At 76.1% G+C, this 16,259-nt stretch carries 13 protein-coding genes; 8 read left to right on the forward strand and 5 right to left on the reverse strand.

Annotation, left to right across the window (positions count from 1 at the left end):
• Window positions 1–56: 56 nt before the first annotated feature.
• A complete protein-coding gene (locus AC2TDM_RS13685) occupies window positions 57–686 on the forward strand; it encodes a hypothetical protein (RefSeq protein ID WP_484634989.1) in 630 nt (209 codons plus the stop codon).
• A gap of 138 nt (window positions 687–824) precedes the next feature.
• On the opposite strand, the gene AC2TDM_RS13690 is transcribed toward AC2TDM_RS13685, so the two are convergent.
• The 3 genes from AC2TDM_RS13690 to AC2TDM_RS13700 form a co-directional block, all read right to left on the reverse strand.
• A complete protein-coding gene (locus tag AC2TDM_RS13690; protein WP_484634990.1) occupies window positions 825–3,107 on the reverse strand; it encodes an immune inhibitor A domain-containing protein in 2,283 nt (760 codons plus the stop codon).
• A gap of 187 nt (window positions 3,108–3,294) precedes the next feature.
• Entirely contained in the window at window positions 3,295–3,678 is a 384-nt protein-coding gene (locus AC2TDM_RS13695) for a hypothetical protein (protein WP_484634991.1), read from the reverse strand.
• A 10-nt stretch (window positions 3,679–3,688) separates the two neighbouring features.
• A complete protein-coding gene (locus AC2TDM_RS13700; RefSeq protein ID WP_484634992.1) occupies window positions 3,689–4,834 on the reverse strand; it encodes a hypothetical protein in 1,146 nt (381 codons plus the stop codon).
• 173 nt (window positions 4,835–5,007) lie between these two features.
• Here AC2TDM_RS13700 and AC2TDM_RS13705 point away from each other — a divergent pair, with 173 nt between their 5' ends.
• Entirely contained in the window at window positions 5,008–6,528 is a 1,521-nt protein-coding gene (locus tag AC2TDM_RS13705; RefSeq protein WP_484634993.1) for an MFS transporter, read from the forward strand.
• A gap of 148 nt (window positions 6,529–6,676) precedes the next feature.
• Here AC2TDM_RS13705 and AC2TDM_RS13710 read toward each other — a convergent pair whose 3' ends face one another.
• Complete coding sequence (locus tag AC2TDM_RS13710; RefSeq protein ID WP_090031562.1) at window positions 6,677–9,055, reverse strand: Ig-like domain-containing protein; 2,379 nt, start codon at window positions 9,053–9,055, stop codon at window positions 6,677–6,679.
• Window positions 9,056–9,216: 161 nt separating this feature from the next.
• Here AC2TDM_RS13710 and AC2TDM_RS13715 point away from each other — a divergent pair, with 161 nt between their 5' ends.
• On the forward strand, window positions 9,217–9,627 hold the full coding sequence (locus tag AC2TDM_RS13715; protein ID WP_484634994.1) for a PPOX class F420-dependent oxidoreductase: 411 nt from the start codon (window positions 9,217–9,219) through the stop codon (window positions 9,625–9,627).
• Window positions 9,628–9,668: 41 nt separating this feature from the next.
• On the opposite strand, the gene AC2TDM_RS13720 is transcribed toward AC2TDM_RS13715, so the two are convergent.
• Window positions 9,669–10,973 carry an alpha/beta fold hydrolase gene (locus AC2TDM_RS13720; protein WP_484634995.1) on the reverse strand — a complete coding sequence of 435 codons (1,305 nt, stop codon included), beginning with the start codon at window positions 10,971–10,973 and terminating at the stop codon, window positions 9,669–9,671.
• An 806-nt stretch (window positions 10,974–11,779) separates the two neighbouring features.
• On the opposite strand from AC2TDM_RS13720, the gene AC2TDM_RS13725 reads away from it, so the two are divergent.
• The 5 genes from AC2TDM_RS13725 to AC2TDM_RS13745 all read left to right on the forward strand — a co-directional run bounded on the left by AC2TDM_RS13725 (window position 11,780) and on the right by AC2TDM_RS13745 (window position 16,249).
• Window positions 11,780–12,613 carry a DUF2382 domain-containing protein gene (locus AC2TDM_RS13725; protein WP_484634996.1) on the forward strand — a complete coding sequence of 278 codons (834 nt, stop codon included), beginning with the start codon at window positions 11,780–11,782 and terminating at the stop codon, window positions 12,611–12,613.
• A gap of 220 nt (window positions 12,614–12,833) precedes the next feature.
• Window positions 12,834–14,393: a hypothetical protein gene (locus tag AC2TDM_RS13730; RefSeq protein WP_484634997.1), complete on the forward strand. Its 1,560-nt coding sequence runs from the start codon at window positions 12,834–12,836 to the stop codon at window positions 14,391–14,393.
• 68 nt (window positions 14,394–14,461) lie between these two features.
• On the forward strand, window positions 14,462–14,815 hold the full coding sequence (locus AC2TDM_RS13735; RefSeq protein ID WP_484634998.1) for a hypothetical protein: 354 nt from the start codon (window positions 14,462–14,464) through the stop codon (window positions 14,813–14,815).
• Window positions 14,815–15,393 (forward strand): molybdenum cofactor biosysynthesis protein, encoded by a 579-nt coding sequence (locus AC2TDM_RS13740; protein ID WP_484634999.1) that lies wholly within the window; start codon window positions 14,815–14,817, stop codon window positions 15,391–15,393. Before AC2TDM_RS13735 ends, AC2TDM_RS13740 begins: the two co-directional genes overlap by 1 nt.
• A 241-nt stretch (window positions 15,394–15,634) precedes the next feature.
• Window positions 15,635–16,249: a hypothetical protein gene (locus AC2TDM_RS13745; RefSeq protein ID WP_090031571.1), complete on the forward strand. Its 615-nt coding sequence runs from the start codon at window positions 15,635–15,637 to the stop codon at window positions 16,247–16,249.
• The last annotated feature ends 10 nt before the right edge of the window (window positions 16,250–16,259 follow it).

Raw genomic sequence — 16,259 nt, forward strand, 5'->3', positions numbered from 1 at the left:
TCCGCGGGCGGCACCTCGGGGCGCGGTCGGCCACGGCCCCTGCGAGGGTGGCCGCCATGAGCCCCGACGACCGTGCCGTCACCCCGCCCGCGGCTCGCCCGCACGCCCGCGCGACCCCGGCGGTCAGGGCGCGTCGGCTCGTCGGCGACGGGCTCGCGCTCGCCGTGGTCGTCGTCGCGCTGCTGGCGGGGCAGGCGGTGCACGGCGCGGTCGACGCCGTCGCCGAGCCCGCGCGGGACGTGCGAGCAGCGGCCGGCGGCCTGGCCGACGACCTGCGGGCCGGGGCCGACCGCGTCGACGGCGCGCCCCTCGTCGGCGACGCGCTGGCCGAGCCGCTGACGGGCGCGGCCTCGCGGGCGGACGCCGTCGCCACGGCCTCGGGCGACGGTGTGGCCCGCATCGAGCGGCTCGCCGACGTGCTGCGCGCCGCCGTGGTCGGCGTCCCGCTCGTCGGGGCCGTCGCGGCACGCGTTCTCCCCCGGCTGCGTCGTCGTCGGCAGCGGGCCGCCGTCGACGCGCTCGCGGCACGGCCGGGCGGCGACCGGCTGCTGGCGCTGCGGGCCCTCGTCGCCGGTGCGCCCGACGACGTCCTGGCCCTGCACCCCGACCCGGTCGGCGCCTGGGCCGCGGGCGACCCGGTCCTCGTGCGCGCGCTGGTCGACCTCGAGCGCTGCGCGCACGCCTGAAGCGTCGCGAAGCGGACGACGACCGGGACGCGGTCCCGCGACGACGACGACGGGGTGGCCGACCGGCTGCCCGGTGGACCACCCCGTCGGATGACGCTCGTCGAGGGCCTGATGGCCGCCGACGCGGTCAGGTGCCGGTCAGTTGACCTGGACCTGCATGAACGTGTCGCGGGCGCTGGTGCTCACGACGCGGATCGTCGTGCCGGTCTTCGGCACCTCGACCCCGCTCCAGCCGTCGGCGTCGGGCTGCTCGCCCTTCGCCACGTACCAGTCCTTGCGGACGTCGAAGACCGGGACGGCGGGCAGGCCGCCGTAGGTCTTCGCGACGCCCGTGTCCGGGTCGTGCAGCGTCACGACGTCCGTGCGCTGCGTGCCGAACGTGGAGTCGTAGGACTGCACCCGCGGGCGCCAGCTCTCGCCGTTCGTGCGGTTCGTGCCCTCGTCGTCGGTCGGCTCGTAGAGCAGGCCGGGGTGGGCGTCGACGGGCAGGACGAGGCCCGCGCCCGGGTGGGAGCCGACGTTGTTGTCCGCGTACTGCTCGTTCCAGTAGCTGATGAGCAGGCCGTCCTGGTACGGCAGGCGCTCGGCCCAGTCGGGGCGGGTCGGGTCGCCGAAGTTGTACGGCCCGGTGCGCAGACCGGCGTCGTACCCGGTGTAGGTGCGGTTCTCGGCGATGTAGGCGTTGAAGAACGACTCGGTCGCGGTACCCGTGGAGACGACGAAGCCCTTCAGCGTCCACGTCGTCACCGGTGCGCCGCCGATCGTCACGGCGTCGACCTGCAGGCCGGGCTCGGTCGCCGCGCCGTCGGTCCAGTAGCGGAACCCGACGAGGGCGCCGGCGGGGACGCCCGCGAGGCTCGCGGTCAGGTCGACCCACTGGCCGCCGGTCGTGCCCGTGATGCCGGCACCGAAGTTCTGGCCGTTCGGGTCCGTGCTCGTGGAGCGGTTCGTCGCCAGCGAGGTGAAGGTCTTCCCGCCGTCCGTGGAGTACACGGCGTACGCGTAGTCCCAGTCCTGCTCGATCTGGTACTTCACCTTCGCGGTGAGCGAGCTGGCACCCGCGGGCACCGGGGTCAGCATCGTGTGGTCCAGGTCGTCCCCGGAACCGGAGTACCAGAAGTCGGAGCCCTCGAAGGGCGTGCCGATCGTCGTCGTCACCTGGCGGTCGGGCAGGAGCGCGATCAGGGCCTGCGCCTGCTTCGTGTTCGCGGTGGCCGGGCCGAGCTTCGTGCTGGCCTTGGCGCCCGGGGCGACCGTCTCGTAGTTCAACCAGCCGAGCTGCAGCTTCTCCCACGCGCCCATGTGCGTCGGCCGCGTGCCGATGCCCTCCTCGGGACGCCCGTTGTTGCCGTAGGAGCCCGAGCTCATGAGCGACCAGAAGGCCGTGGAGTTGTCGGCACCGGTGCCGGACGTGTCGTACAGGTCGGGCAGGCCGAGGTCGTGGCCGAACTCGTGCGCGAAGACGCCGACGCCGCCGTTCTCGGGCTCGACCGTGTAGTCGCCGACCCAGTACTTCGACTCGCCGACCCGGGCGCCGCCGAGCGCGTTGGCCGTGCCGTTCACCGTCGGGCCCCCGGCGCCGATGCGCGTGGACTGGTTGTACCAGCGGTGCGACCAGATGGCGTCCTCGCCGAGCACGCCGCCACCGACCTCCTCGCCCATGCCGGAGTGCACGGCCTGGAAGTGGTCGATGTACCCGTCGGCCTCGTCGAAGTTCCCGTCGGCGTCGAAGTCGTACCGGTCCCACACGTCGAACTGCGAGAGGTACCGGTCGATCTCCGCGACGCTCTTCCCGGCCGCCCGCTGCTCCGCGTACCACGCCGTGAGGGTGTCGTTGAGGAACTTCCAGGTGACGGCGTCGCCGAGGGCGTTGTCGCCGTAGGACGCCCCCGTGCCGGGGACCTGCACCCAGTCCTCGACCTCGCCTGTCACCGTGTAGCGGCCCGACGACAGCTCGTCGTAGAAGTTGGCGACGGAGTTGACGCCGTCCGCCTGGGAGTAGAGCAGCGTGTCGAAGTGCGGCTGCGAGAAGTCCGGCGCCCAGATCGTCGTGTTGTCGACGGACCGGTCCGGCTCGGGGATGGTGTTGTGCGGCAGGTCGGAGAACTCGCCGAGGACCGTCCAGATCGCGTCGGTGTCCTGGCGCGCGAGCTCGACGTACTGGCCCTTGGCGACCTGCACGACCTTGTTGTCGCCGACCGGCTGGGCCTCCCCCGAGACGACCTTCTCGAGGGCCGCGGCCCGCAGCTCGCGCTGCTTGTCGCTGAGCGGGCTGGACAGGTCGTCCTCCCGCTGCGGGGTCGTGGTCGCCCCGACGGCCGGGGCGGCCGGTCGTGCCGCGCCGGCGGAGGCCGCGGTCGCGGCGACGGGGGTGACCACGACGAGGGTCGCGCCGAGGGTGAGCGCGAGGGTTCTTCTCACAGGCAGATCTCCTACTGATGAGGGACGTCGTCCGCCCGGGCACGATCTCCGGCGCGGCGGGTCACAGTAGGCACACACGAGCCGCCCAGCCCAGGGGTCCGGCCCCCTGAACCACACGGTTCATGCAGGTCAGCGCCTCGCCACCCCTGGCGTCGGGGCCCCGGGGCGGACGTCCCGGCCCGGACGGTCAGGCCCGGTTGGGGGGCGCGAGGTAGGCGTCGGCGGCGTGCCGGTCCTCGTCGCCCTCAGCCGGCGACCCGCGCAGGACGCCGCGCGAGGGGACACCCCTCGCGTCGGTCGGTGGCACCGGCGCCAGGGTCGACGCGCCCGCGGCGGCGAGCGTCCGGGCGACGTGCCCGCCTCCGGGCGCGCCGCGTCGCCCGCCACCGTGCAACGGCGCCAGGGCGAGCGCGAAGACCACCGTCGCCGCCAGCACGAGGAGGACCGCGACCAGCCACGGCGTCCGGTCGCCGACCGCCACGGTCGCGACCAGCACGACGGCGGGCATGAGGGTCAGCACGGCGGCACGCACCCAGCCGGGCAGGGGCGGCAGGACGGGCGGAACGGTCATACCGGGCACGCTAGGACCGCCGGCGGCCGCCCGTCGTGCCCGCGCGGTGGTTCTCCCCCGTCCGGCGCAGCGGCACCGACGCCGCGGGGGCCTCCGACCCCGGAGCCGGCGCCTCAGGGGCCGGCGCCTCCCGCTGCCCGCCAGCGCGCAGCACGTCGAGCTCCGCCGCGACGAGGCCGAGCACGAGCAGGTCCACGGCGAGCCCGAGCGTCGCGTCCCACTGCGAGATGCGGAAGAGGAAGACCTGCGTGACGGACAGGCTCAGCAGCACCGCCCGCCGGAACCACCGGTACCCGTCGACCCGGTCGGTGCGGCTGCGGACCAGGCCGACGGCGCACAGCGCGAAGGACACCAGGCCGGACACGATCATGCCGCCGACCACCCAGCCCGGCTCGTCCGCCCGCTCGCGCCACGCCAGCACCCCGCGCGTCACGGTCACCAGCGCCGCGACCGCGAAGACGGCCACCGCGAACGCCGGCACCGCCCGCGCCCGGACGAGGCGGCGCAGGGTCCGGTCGACGACGCGGCTCAGCGCCCCGACGGGGTCCGGCAGCTCGTCGTGGTCCTCCTCGAGCACGCCCAGCAGCGCGCGCGTCTCCGCCGCCCCGCGGACGTCGCCCGCGTCCTCCAGCGCCTCGTGGGCACGTCGTCGGGCGCGGGGCGTCATCCCGCCCGCGACCCCCGCGGTCGCCTGGTCGACGGCAGCGGCCAGCGCCTCGGTGCGGTGCGGCGCCCGTCGCGAGTGCACGGTGTCGGCGACGAGGGCCAGCCCGACCAGCGCGCCGTAGACCAGGGCGGCCGTCGGCTCGTAGAAGTAGTCGTTGTCGTCGGTGACGAACTTGCCGATCTCGTCGACGAAGAGCCCCAGCCCCACCCCGCCGACGAGCGCCGCGAGCGGCCGGACCGGGGGCCCGACGAAGGACAGCAGCAGCACGAACGACAGGGCCATGAGCAGCCCGCCCCAGAGCACGTGCGCGATGTGCAGCCCCGACCCGCCGAGCTGGGGGTAGCCGGTCAGCGCCAGCAGCCCGCGCGTCACCAGCACCGTCACCAGCGCCGCCGCGAGGAACGTGCCGATGTGCCGCTGCGCGCGGGGGTCCCGGGCGAGGCCGACCCTCAGGAGGGGCGGGCGGCGTCCCGGGTGCTGGGCGTCCATGCGCCCATCCTGCCGCGCCGGGCGGCACCGGCACCGCGGCCGCGGGCCCGTCCGGAGGGAACACGTGACCACCACCACAGCCGAGTCGGGAACCGGACCGGGAATTTTCACCGGGGCCTGCGACGCTGCCACGGCTGCGCCGCACCACGGCACCACCTCGTGACAGGACCCCCATGAGCACCTCGTCGAGCACCCCTGCCGACGCGCCCGCGTCCGCCCGCCAGCAGCGGGACCACCGCTGGCTGACCCTCGTCGTCATCGGCATCGCCCAGACGATGGTCGTCCTCGACGCCACCATCGTGAACATCGCGCTGCCGTCCGCCCAGGCGGACCTCGGCTTCGGCGACGACCAGCGCCAGTGGATGGTCACCGCCTACTCCCTCGCCTTCGGCAGCCTCCTGCTGCTCGGCGGGCGGCTGTCCGACCTCTTCGGCCGCCGGCGCACGTTCCTCGTCGGGCTCATCGGCTTCGCGGTGGCGTCCGCGCTCGGCGGCGCGGCCGGGAGCTTCGAGCTGCTGGTGGCGGCGCGCGCGCTGCAGGGCGTGTTCGGCGCGCTGCTGGCGCCCTCGGCGCTGTCGCTGCTGACGACGACGTTCACCGACCCGCGCGAGCGCGGCAAGGCCTTCGGCGTCTTCGGCGCGCTGTCCGGGTCCGGCGGCGCGATCGGCCTGCTGCTCGGCGGGGTGCTCACGGAGTACACGTCCTGGCGCTGGTGCCTCCTGGTCAACCTCGTCATCGCGGGCATCGCCGTCGTCGGCGCGCTCGTCTACGTGCCCGCCACCGCCCCGACGCACCGCCCGGCCATCGACTGGACCGGCGTCGTGACCGCGACAGCGGGCCTGTTCCTCGTCGTGTTCGGCTTCGCGCACGCGGAGACCGACGGCTGGGGCGACCCGCTCACGTGGGTGTACCTCGCCGCGGGCGCGGTGCTGCTGGCGGTGTTCGTCGTCGTCCAGCGCCGGGTGGCGCACCCGCTCCTGCCGCTGCGCGTCGTGCTCGACCGCGACCGCGGCGGCGCGTTCCTGGCGATCGCGCTCGTGGGCATCGGGATGTTCGGGATCTTCCTGTTCCTCACGTACTACCTCCAGCAGACGCTGGGCTACTCCTCGCTGCGCACCGGGTTCGCCTTCCTGGCCATGCCCGTGTCCATCTCGCTCGGCGCGGCGCTCGTCGGGGCGCGGCTGCTGCCGCGCGTCGGGCCGAAGGTGCAGATCTTCGTCGGCGGCCTCGTCGCCGCGACCGGCCTGCTCCTGCTGCAGCGCCTCGAGCTCGACTCGACGTACCTCGGGACGATCCTGCCCGCGCTCGCCGTCATCGGGTTCGGCATGGGCCTCGTCTTCTCCGCGGCGATGGCCACGGCGACGAGCGGCGTCGACCGCCAGGACGCCGGCGTCGCGTCGGCGACCGTCAACACGATGCAGCAGGTGGGCGGCTCGATCGGCACGGCCCTGCTGTCCTCGCTCTACGCCGGCGCCGTCACCCGTGCCCTCCCGGCGGGGCAGCCGTCGCCCGCCGACGTCGCCTCGGCGACGCTCTCGGGCTACCACACGGCCTTCGCCGTCTCCGCCGTCGCGCTCGTGGGCGTCGCGCTGGCCGGCGGCCTCGTCATCCGTCGCCGGCCCCGCGGTGCGGCGGCCGGGTCCGCCGCCGGCGTCGCCGGGCGGGACGACGAGGTGCCGACCGTCGCGCACTGAGACGGTCGGCCCGCGGCACCACGCCCGCGGGTCGGCACGGGGAACGGCGGAGGCCGGTCGGGACGTCCCGACCGGCCTCCGCCGTCTCGTGCTGCTGCCGCGGCGTGCCGCCTGCTGCGGGCGGGTGCGCCCGGCTACCCGCGGGCCGTCAGGACCGCCGGCGACGACGGGCAGTCGTCAGGCCGAGGCCCGCGGCGACGAGCCCACCTGCCAGCGCCAGGCCGGCGGCCACGGAGGCACCGGTCGCGGCGAGGACGCGGGTCGGTCGCACGACGGTGCCGGAGCCGCCCGTCGGGGGCGTCACCGGTGCGGGCGTGACGGACGGGCTCGGCGACGGGCTCGCGTCCGGCACGGGCGCGGGCACGTAGGTGATCGTCACGGTCGCCCGCACGGCCGCGCCCTCGGCGTCCGCCGCGACGTAGTCCACCGGCGTCGGGTTCCCGCCGAACCCGGCCTGCGGGGTGAAGGAGACGGCCCCGGTGCCGGGGTCGACGGTCCAGCTGCCCTCGCCGGGCACGACGAGGCTCGTCACCGGGTCACCCGTCGCCGGGTCGACCAGGCGCACGGTGGTCGGGTCGAGGCCCTCGGAGTCGTTGGCCAGCACGTCGACCGTCACGACCTCGCCGATCGTGTTGCCGAGGTCCTCGTCGTCGACCGCCGCCGGCGCGCCGGGCTCCACGTAGGTGATGGTGACGGTCGCCTGGGCCGGCTGGCCGTCCTCGTCCTCCGCGCGGTAGGTCACCGGCGTCGGGTCGCCCTCGAACCCGTCCTCGGGCGTGAAGGTCACGGCGCCCGTGGCGGGGTCGACCGTCCAGGTGCCCTCGCCCGGCACGACGAGGGTCGTCGTCGGGGTCCCGGTGCCCGGGGTCAGCAGCTCGACCGTGCCGGGCACCAGCGTGGTGGAGTCGTTCTCCAGGACGTCGACGGTCACCGGCGTGCCCGGCGCGTTGTCGAGGTCCTGGTCGTCGGCGGCGGTCGGGGCGTCCGGCAGCGGCGAGCCCGTCACGGGGACCGTCGTGGTCGCCGTGTCGTTGTCGTCGCCCTCGGTGCGGTCGGTGACCGTGGCCGTGTTCGTGACCTCGCCCGTCGCGGTCGCCGTCGTCGTGTAGGTGAGGGTGAGCGTCTCGCCGACGTCGAGCCCGCGCTCGCCGTCCGCCCCGCCCCCGCCGAGGACCTCGTACGGCCGGCTGCAGGTGAGCGTGTCCGGCAGGGCCTCGCCGACGGCGGCGTCGCACACGAGCGGGTCGCGGGCGAGCACCGCGTTGCTGCCGCCCGTCGTCGAGATGCCCGTGAGGGTCGCCTCCGCGTCGGGGCTGAGCGTGTCCGTCACGTCGACGAGGTCGCCGCGCGTCATGGCGTCGGGGCCGAGGTTCTCCACGACGACGGTCCACGTCACGGTGTCGCCGACGACGGCCGCCGTCGGGTCGGCGGACTTCGTCACCGCCAGGTCGTACGCGCAGGGCACCCAGTCGAGGGTCACGGCGCCGTCAGGACCGTCGCCCGGCCCCTGCCGGCGCTCGCCCGGCACCGCCGACAGCCCGGTCGGGGCGGTCGTCGAGGAGCCGAGCCGCACCGAGGGGGCGACGAACGACGAGCCACCACCACCACCGCCGCCGGTGATGCCCTGCGCGCCGTTGCGCCCGTTGAAGCCGACCGTGGAGGCGCCACCACCGCCGCCGAACAGCCCGCCGCCACCGCCGCCGCCGGCGTCGGGCGTCGCGTCGGTGCCCCCGGCGCCACCCGTCCCGCCGGACCCCGCGGAGCCGTTGCGCCCCGCGTCGGCGGCGTTCACGCCACCCGCGCCGGGTGCGTCCGTGCCGCCGCCCGCGCCGCCGCCGACGCTCGTCGCCGGCACGTCCTTGCCCGCCTGGCCGGCGGTGCCCGCCGCAGCGCCCGGCGCCGTCGGCAGGCCGCCGTCACCGCCGCGGCCCTCCGTCGTCTCCGAGTGCCAGCCACCCGCGCCGCCGCCGCCTCCCGCAAGGACCGCGAGGTCGCCGCCGAGCGAGAGGGAGCTGAGCCCGCCGCCGCCGGCGCCGTGGTGCCGCAGCAGCGTGTAGTTCGGGACGCTGTTGCCGCCCGCACCACCGCCGCCGGTGCCGCCGGCGCCGACCGTCGCGTCGGCGCCCTCCCCGACGGGGGCGCCGCCGCCACCGCCGACCGTGCCCGCGTAGTCCTGCCCGGGCAGGACCGCGAACGTCGCGGTGATCCGCGCGCCCGCCCCGCCGCTGCGCGACGCGTTGTCGGTGGCGACGCCGCCGGCACCGCCGAGGACCGTCGCCTCCACGGCGCAGACGCCGTCCGGCACGACGCCGGAGAAGGCGCCCGGCGTGGCGGCGGAGGTCGGGGACGCGTCGGGCGCCGGGGCGGCCACGGCTGCCGGCGCGGCCACCGGCAGGCCGACCCCGGCGGTGAGGAGGGCCAGCAGCGCGACCGGGGCCGCACGACGGGCGTCGCGGGGACGGGCGCCACGGCGGTCGTCGCCGCTGTGGGCGGGCGGGAAGGAGGGGGTGGGGTACGTGCGGTCCACGTGGACGACCTTGTCCTCAGCGCCCGGTGCGGTCCGACCGGACGGGCGGGTAGCGCTGGTAGCACTCACGCCGACGGGTGACGGCGCTCGACCGAGCATGGTCACGATGCGCGGATCGGGCAAACCGGGCGCACCCGGACGCGCTGGGCGATGCTGGGCCCGTGCCCCGACCCCCGCTCCCCGACGCCGTCCGCTCCCTGCTCGCCCGACCGAACCCCGCCGTCATGGCCACGCTGGCCGCCGACGGCCGTCCCGTCTCCGTCGCGACGTGGTACCTGCTCGAGGAGGACGGGACCGTCCTGCTGAACCTCGACGCCGGACGGGCGCGCCTCGCGCACCTGCGCCGCGACCCCCGCGTCTCGCTCACCGCGCTCGCCGACGACGACTGGTACACGCACGTCAGCCTCCAGGGCCGGGTGGACGCGCTGGTGGACGACGAGGGGCTCGTCGACATCGACCGGCTCTCGCGGCACTACACCGGACGTGACTACCCCGTGCGGGACCGGCCGCGGGTGAGCGCCCGCGTCGTCGTCGAGCGGTGGCACGGCTGGGGCGCGGCGCAGGCCGACTGAGCGGGCCGTGCCCGGCCTGCGCCCTCCCGGGCGGGGCCGGATCAGGGCGAGGTGACCGACCACCGCCCGGCCGCGAGGTCGACCAGCCGCGGCAGGACGACGTCCCCGGCGACCCGCAGCCCGTCGTGCAGGTGCTCGTTCGTGACCCAGACCTGCGTCGCCCCGACCCGGGCGGCCGTGCCCAGGGCGAGGTCGAGGTCGACGTAGGGGTCGTCGACGTACTGGACCGCCGCGACCGGCACGTCGTTGCGCGCCAACCGGTCGAGGTCGTACAGCGCCGGCCACTCCGTCCGCGCCGCCAGCAGCTCCGCCGCCCCGCGGAAGGGCCGCAGGGCGCGCACCTCGTCGAGCATCCACGGGAAGACCGCCTCCCCGGTGAGGCCCAGCGGCCGGGCGCCCTCGTCGAGACCGGGGTGGCGCTCCCGCTCGGCCTGCGCGGCCCAGCCCGGTGCGCGCGTGCCCTGGTGGTAGATGGTCTCCTGCAGGACCGCGTACAGCGGGTTCCCGACGAGGCCCGTCGCCGCCCCGACGGCCGCCAGGAACGCGTCGCCGGGCACGCCGTCGTCGTCGGCACCGATCGTGTCGAGCAGCCAGTGCAGCGCGTCGACCCCGGTGCTCATGCCCAGCCCCGACCCGAGCGTCTGCAGCCGGCGCACGGTGAGCACGTCGCCGTCCGGCAGCCGCACGTCGCCGACGGCCAACCGGTCCGCCAGTGCGTCCAGCATCGCCACGTCCTGCGGGTACCGGCGCGCGAACGCCCGCACCCGGGCGGCCTGCCGCGGGAAGGTCCGCGTGTAGACCTCCTCCGCTGTCGCCGTCAGGCCCGGCAGCCCGCCCGTGACGTAGCACGCGGTGAGGGCCTCGGGGTGCCGGGACAGGTAGGTGAGCGTGACGAACCCGCCGTACGACTGCCCGAGCGTGGCCCAGCGGCGCCCGCCGTAGACGCGGTGCCGCAGCGCCTCCGCGTCGGCGACGACCGCGTCGGCACGCAGGCACGCCAGGTGGTCCGCCAGCGCCTGCGCCGACGGGAACCGGGCCGCGACCCGGGCGTCCACCGGCGACGACCGACCGGTCCCGCGCTGGTCGAGCAGCACGACGCGGTGCGTGCGCAGCGCGGTCGTCCACCACCCCGTGCCGAGCGGCCGCGGGCTCGCCCCGCCCGGCCCGCCCTGCAGGAAGAGCAGCAGCGGCAGGTCCTCGGCGTCGCGGGCGGGGTCGACGAGCTCGCGCGCGAAGACCTCGAGCGTGCCGAGACGGTCCGGTGCGTCGTGGTCGACGGGCACCGTCAGCCGGTGCTCGCGCACCCGCACCGGCGGCACGTCGTACTCCTCCCCCGACGGCGTCATCCGCGGACGCCTTCGTCGGCGCCCGCACCTGGGGGTGTCTCCCGAGCAGCGCCACCCGCGCCCGCGGGGGCACCGCCCGTGCTCGTCGTGCTCGTCATGCACCCATCACACCCGCTGCGCCCGGCGCAGCGCACCCCGTCGAGTCCTGGCGCCGCCGGCGTTCCGCTCGTGAGGACCTCCGTCGTGCGCGCTAAACATTCCTCGAGAGTTCATCGGCGACGCACGAACAATGTCGTCCGGGCACGACGGAGAGCGCCCGGGGAAGAGGCGCTGAGCATTTCCGATAGACGTCGCGAGTGTCGGTCTCGGGTCGAGGATTCGCTCCCCGCGCTGGCGCCGGCGACGGGCGAGGCGCCGCGCCGCAGGGGGCCGGGCGCGGGGCGGGTCAGGACGCGGGTGGCCGCCCGTGGGATGGACGGCGTGAGGGCTCGGCTGAAGGTCGGCAGGTCGTGGCTCGGCTGGACGTCGTGCCTGCTCGCAGCGCTCCCGACGTGCTCGGGCGACCGTGTGGGTGGATGCACCAGGACTCTCCGTTCTCGACCAGCGTCGCACGTCACCGCCCCGGTGCAACTCGGGCGACGTCCCCACAGGAGCGCCGGCCGGACGTGTGGCCGGACATGTCGCCGCACGCGCGGCCCACGCGCACGGGTCCTCGACGGAACGGGACCGGCCGTCGGCGACGGTCGTCGGACCGCCGTGGCAGCCGGCGGTCGTGACATCTCGGGTCGCGGTGCCCGAAATGCCGTCGTAACGTCGTCGGCAAGCACCACCGCACCACGACCACGATCCCGAACCCGAGGAGCGACATGATTGCCACGAGCGAGATCCAGAACCTCATGACGTCCGGCGCCACCGTCGTCGGCACCGACGGGGACAAGATCGGCAAGCTGGGCCAGGTCTTCCTGGACGACCAGACCGGCGAGCCCCAGTGGATCACCGTCTCGACGGGCTTCTTCGGCACCAGCGAGTCCTTCATCCCGCTGGACCAGGCCACGGTCCGCGGTGACCAGATCGTCGTGCCGTTCGACAAGGACAAGGTCAAGGGCGCGCCGCGCATCGACGCGGACGGCCACCTGTCCGAGGCCGAGGAGGACGAGCTCTACACGTACTACGGCGTCGGCGGCACCTCGGCCGGCTACGGCACCGCGGACTACGCGACGACGGGCACCGCCGGCTACGGCACGACGGGGACCTCGGACCTCGACGCCGCCGGCACGGTGGGCCACGACACCAGCGGCCCGACGACGGACGACGCCATGACCCGTTCGGAGGAGCGCCTCAACGTGGGCACCGAGCGCGTCGCCACCGGCCGCGCCCGCCTGCGCAAGTACATCGTCTCGGAGCAGCAGAACGTCACCGTGCCGGTCTCGCGCGAGGAGGTCCGCCTCGAGCGCGAGCCGATCACCGACGCCAACGTCGGCGACGCGCTCGCCGGCCCGGACCTGTCGGAGGAGGAGCACGAGGTCGTCCTCACCGAGGAGCGTGCCGTCGTGACCAAGGAGACCGTCCCGGTCGAGCGCGTGCGCCTCGACAAGGACGTCGTCACCGACACCGAGACGGTGAACGAGACCACGCGCAAGGAGCAGATCGAGCTCGAGGGCGACGCGTCCACGGGCACCACGGGCACCCGCGGGATCTGATCCGCAGCACCCCTGCACCACCGACGGGGCCGCACCCACCCGGGTGCGGCCCCGTCGTCGTCCCACCTCCGGCCCGGTCCCCTCGGCGACAGCGCGACCCGGTGGTCTCGCCGCATCGCCGGCGCCGCCCTCCCTCGCCCTCTTGCCCCGGGCCCGACCGCGGTGCTGGGGTTGGCATGGCGGCTCGTGACCCGGGGTCGCCTCGACGAGGGGCGCTCTGGTGCGGTCGCTGCGGATCCTGCTGGCGCTGGTGCTGACCGCGGTCGGCGCCGTCGTCGTCCTGCGGCCGTCGGCACCCGACGACCGCACCGGCGTCGGCTCGGCGGTGCTCGCGTCCACGTTCCCGCCGCAGTACGCGATGGGCCGACCTCGCGCCGCGGACGGCGTGCCCATGGCCGCCACCGTGCGCGACAGCACCTGGGACCTCGCCGTGGGCGGTCCTGACCCATGGACCCTCTCGATCACGCCCCCGGTCGGCCGCGACGTCGAGGTCGGTCGGTACGCCGGTGTGGGCACCGTGCCGACCGCCGGTCGCGCGGGCGCTCGGCTCGTCGTCGACGACCAGGAGGTGCCGTTCGCGGGCGACCTCGACGTGCTCGCCTGGGACGTCGACCCGGCAGGACGCCTCGTGCGGTGGGACGTGGTCCTGCGCACCCCCGACACCACCACGGTCGGCGCGTTCTTCGGCCAGCAGCGCGCCGGCCCGGCGAGCCCGCAGGCGGAGCGCGCCGACGCCGAGGAGCACGCGGCGGCGTCCCCCGTGAGCCTGGCCGGCACGCACCTGCACTGGCCGTCGACCCCCGTCGGGTCGGTGCCCGTGGTCGCCCCCGAGCTCGTCCGCAACGTCTCGTCGGCACCCGTGGCCCTCGGCGCGGCGACCCTCACCGGACCGCACCGCGACGACTGGCAGGTCACCGAGGACGGGTGCTCCGGACGCGTCCTCCCGGCCGGCGGGACGTGCGTGCTCCTGCTCGGCTTCTCCCCGACCACGGCAGGCCCCCGCACCGCCGCGCTCACGGTCACGGCCCCGACGGGACCCGTCACGGCCGACCTGGCCGGCGAGGCCCCGCCCGGCGTCACGACCCTCGTCGTCACCCGGGACGACGGCCTGGGCCAGGGCCGCCTGCACCGCTGGGTCGAGGGCGGCACGACGGCCCTGGTCGCCCGGCGCCCCGCGCCCGGCGTGGTCGCCTTCAGCACCGGCTCCCCCTACCGGCTGTCGCCGGAGGCCGGTGCCGCGACGCTGACCGTCGGCGGCGGCCGCCCGCGCCTCGGGCCGTCGCACACCGGGACCGACCTCACCCAGCGGTGGGCCCGGGTGACGCTGGACGGCCGCGGCTGGCCGCTCGTCGTCGGGCGGCAGACGGTCCGGCGGTTCGACGTCGACCGTGCCGGGACGGTGCTCGCCGCGGACCTCGACGTCGTCCTGCACGACCCCGCCGCCCCGCACCGCACCCTGCACGCGCAGCTCCGGTTCCGGGACCGCGACGACCTGCGCGCGCCGGCGCCACCCACGGGCCTGACCCTCGTCGAGGTCGGCGGCACCCGCACGGTCACCTGGGCGCCCTCGGCGTCCGGCGACCTCGCCGCCACCGTCGCGCGGCTCGTCCCCGGCGACGGCGACGACGCCGCCCCGACGAGCGGCCTGCCCCTCGCGGCCGGTCGCACGCCGTCCACGGTGCTGCCCGCGCTCCCCGCCGACGAGCAGTGGACGGTCGTCGTCTTCGCCGTCGACACCGCCGGCAACGTCAGCCCCGGCTCCCGCCTCCCGGTCGGCTGACGACGCCTCCTGGCCCTCGGCCACCCACGCACGGGGTCGTGAGCCGGTCGTGGTGGCACCATCGACGCATGGCGCACGCGGCGGGATCCCCCACGGACTGGACCAGCGGCGAGCGCGTGTTCGCACCGCCGTCCGGCACGCTCGACCCCGCCTGGCTCGTGCCGGCCGTCCTCGAGCGGGTGCCCGCGGCGACGCCGCAGGACGCGCTGGCGGCGCTCACCTCGGCGTGGCGGTCGGCCCGCGCACGCCACCCCGGCACGACGACGAGCACGACGACGAGCACGGCGACGACGAGCACGACGACGACGAGCACGACGACCGGCGCCACCGCCGGCGACACCGCCGACGAACTCGCCCGGGCAGCGAGGGACGTGGTGGCGGCCGCGCTCGACCAGTTCGCCGTGCCACCGGGGCGTGGCTGATGCCGGAGGAGACCTCGGCCACCACCTCGTCGACCACCGCCGCCACCACCGCGTCCACCACCGTGGGACGACCGGTGACGACGACCACCGCGCGGATCGAGCAGCTGCTCGTCTCCCCCGTGCACCGGTACGAGGGCCGACCCTCCGACGGCCCGGCACCCGGCACGTCCGACGAGCTCGTCGACGCCGTGCAGGTCCGGGCCGGGCTGGGCCTCGTCGGGGACCGGTACTTCGGCCACCGCGCGCACCGCGACGCCGCCGTCACCCTCATCGCCGCCGAGCACCTCCCACCGGGGACCGGGCTGGCCGAGGTCCGGCGCAACGTCCTGGTGCGCGGCCTCGCCGTGGACGACCTCGTCGGCTCGGTCGTCGTCCTCGACTCCGGCGACGGCCCCGTCCGCCTCGACGTCCGTCGCCCGGCCCGTCCGTGCGCCTGGATGGACGTCGTCGTCGGCCCCGGGGCCTTCCGCGCGATGCGGCGCACGGGCGGCGTCCGCTGCGTCCCCCTCGACGACGGCGTCCTGCGCACCGGCCACGTCACCGTCACCGTCCTGACGCCCGCGCCCTCGGAGCCCTGACCCCCCGCCCCGGCACTGCGGTGCAGGGGCCACGGGGCCCGCCGACCCCCGGCACCCCGCCGCCCGACCTTGAGCCGGCACAGCCCTTTCACCCCGCCGTTCACCCGTTCGGCCGCAGCCACCCGCACGGACGGGCGACATGATCGTCGCGCACCACACGGACCGGTGACGGCCCGCGCGGTGCACGCACGACGCCCGGCCGACCAGGGCCGGGACGACGACGACGTCCAGGGGGCACACCATGACGACTCGTACGCACCTCCGCAGCAGCACCGGCGCCACCGCCGCCCGCCGCACCCGCCGCACCGCCCGCCGCACCGCCGCGGCCGGCCTCGCCGCCGGTCTCCTCCTCGGCCTCGCACCCGTCGCGGCGCAGGCGGCCCCGTCCGCGGGGACGTCCTCCGGATCGTCTGCGGCCGCCACGCCGCTGACGACGCACGGCTCGCTCGCCCAGGACGGCTTCGCCGGCCCGCGCCCGGTCACCTCCGTCACCATCCGACGCGACCTCACGGACGAGTACGACGTCGAGTGGAACGGCTACGTCGCCGACGCCAAGGTCCGCGTCCGCTGCACGCCCCAGGACGGCACGTTCGTCGCGGTCGACCTCCGCGTCGGCTCCGCCGCGGCCGTCGTGGACGCCCACACGTGGCCCGGCACGGTCGTCGCCTGCACCGGCCGCACCCAGACCGTCACCGTGCGCGTGTGGTCCCGCCTCCCCGGCGGGTACCACGGCGACGCCCTCGTCGCAGGCACCTACGCGGCCAGCGCCACGATGACCCGCTACGACGGCTACGACCCTTTCAGCGGCCCCTCCGAGGTCCTCGCGCAGGTGCGCACGACGGCGCGCATGTCCTGACGGCCTTGCG

This window comes from Cellulomonas sp. plas2, assembly GCF_057221735.1.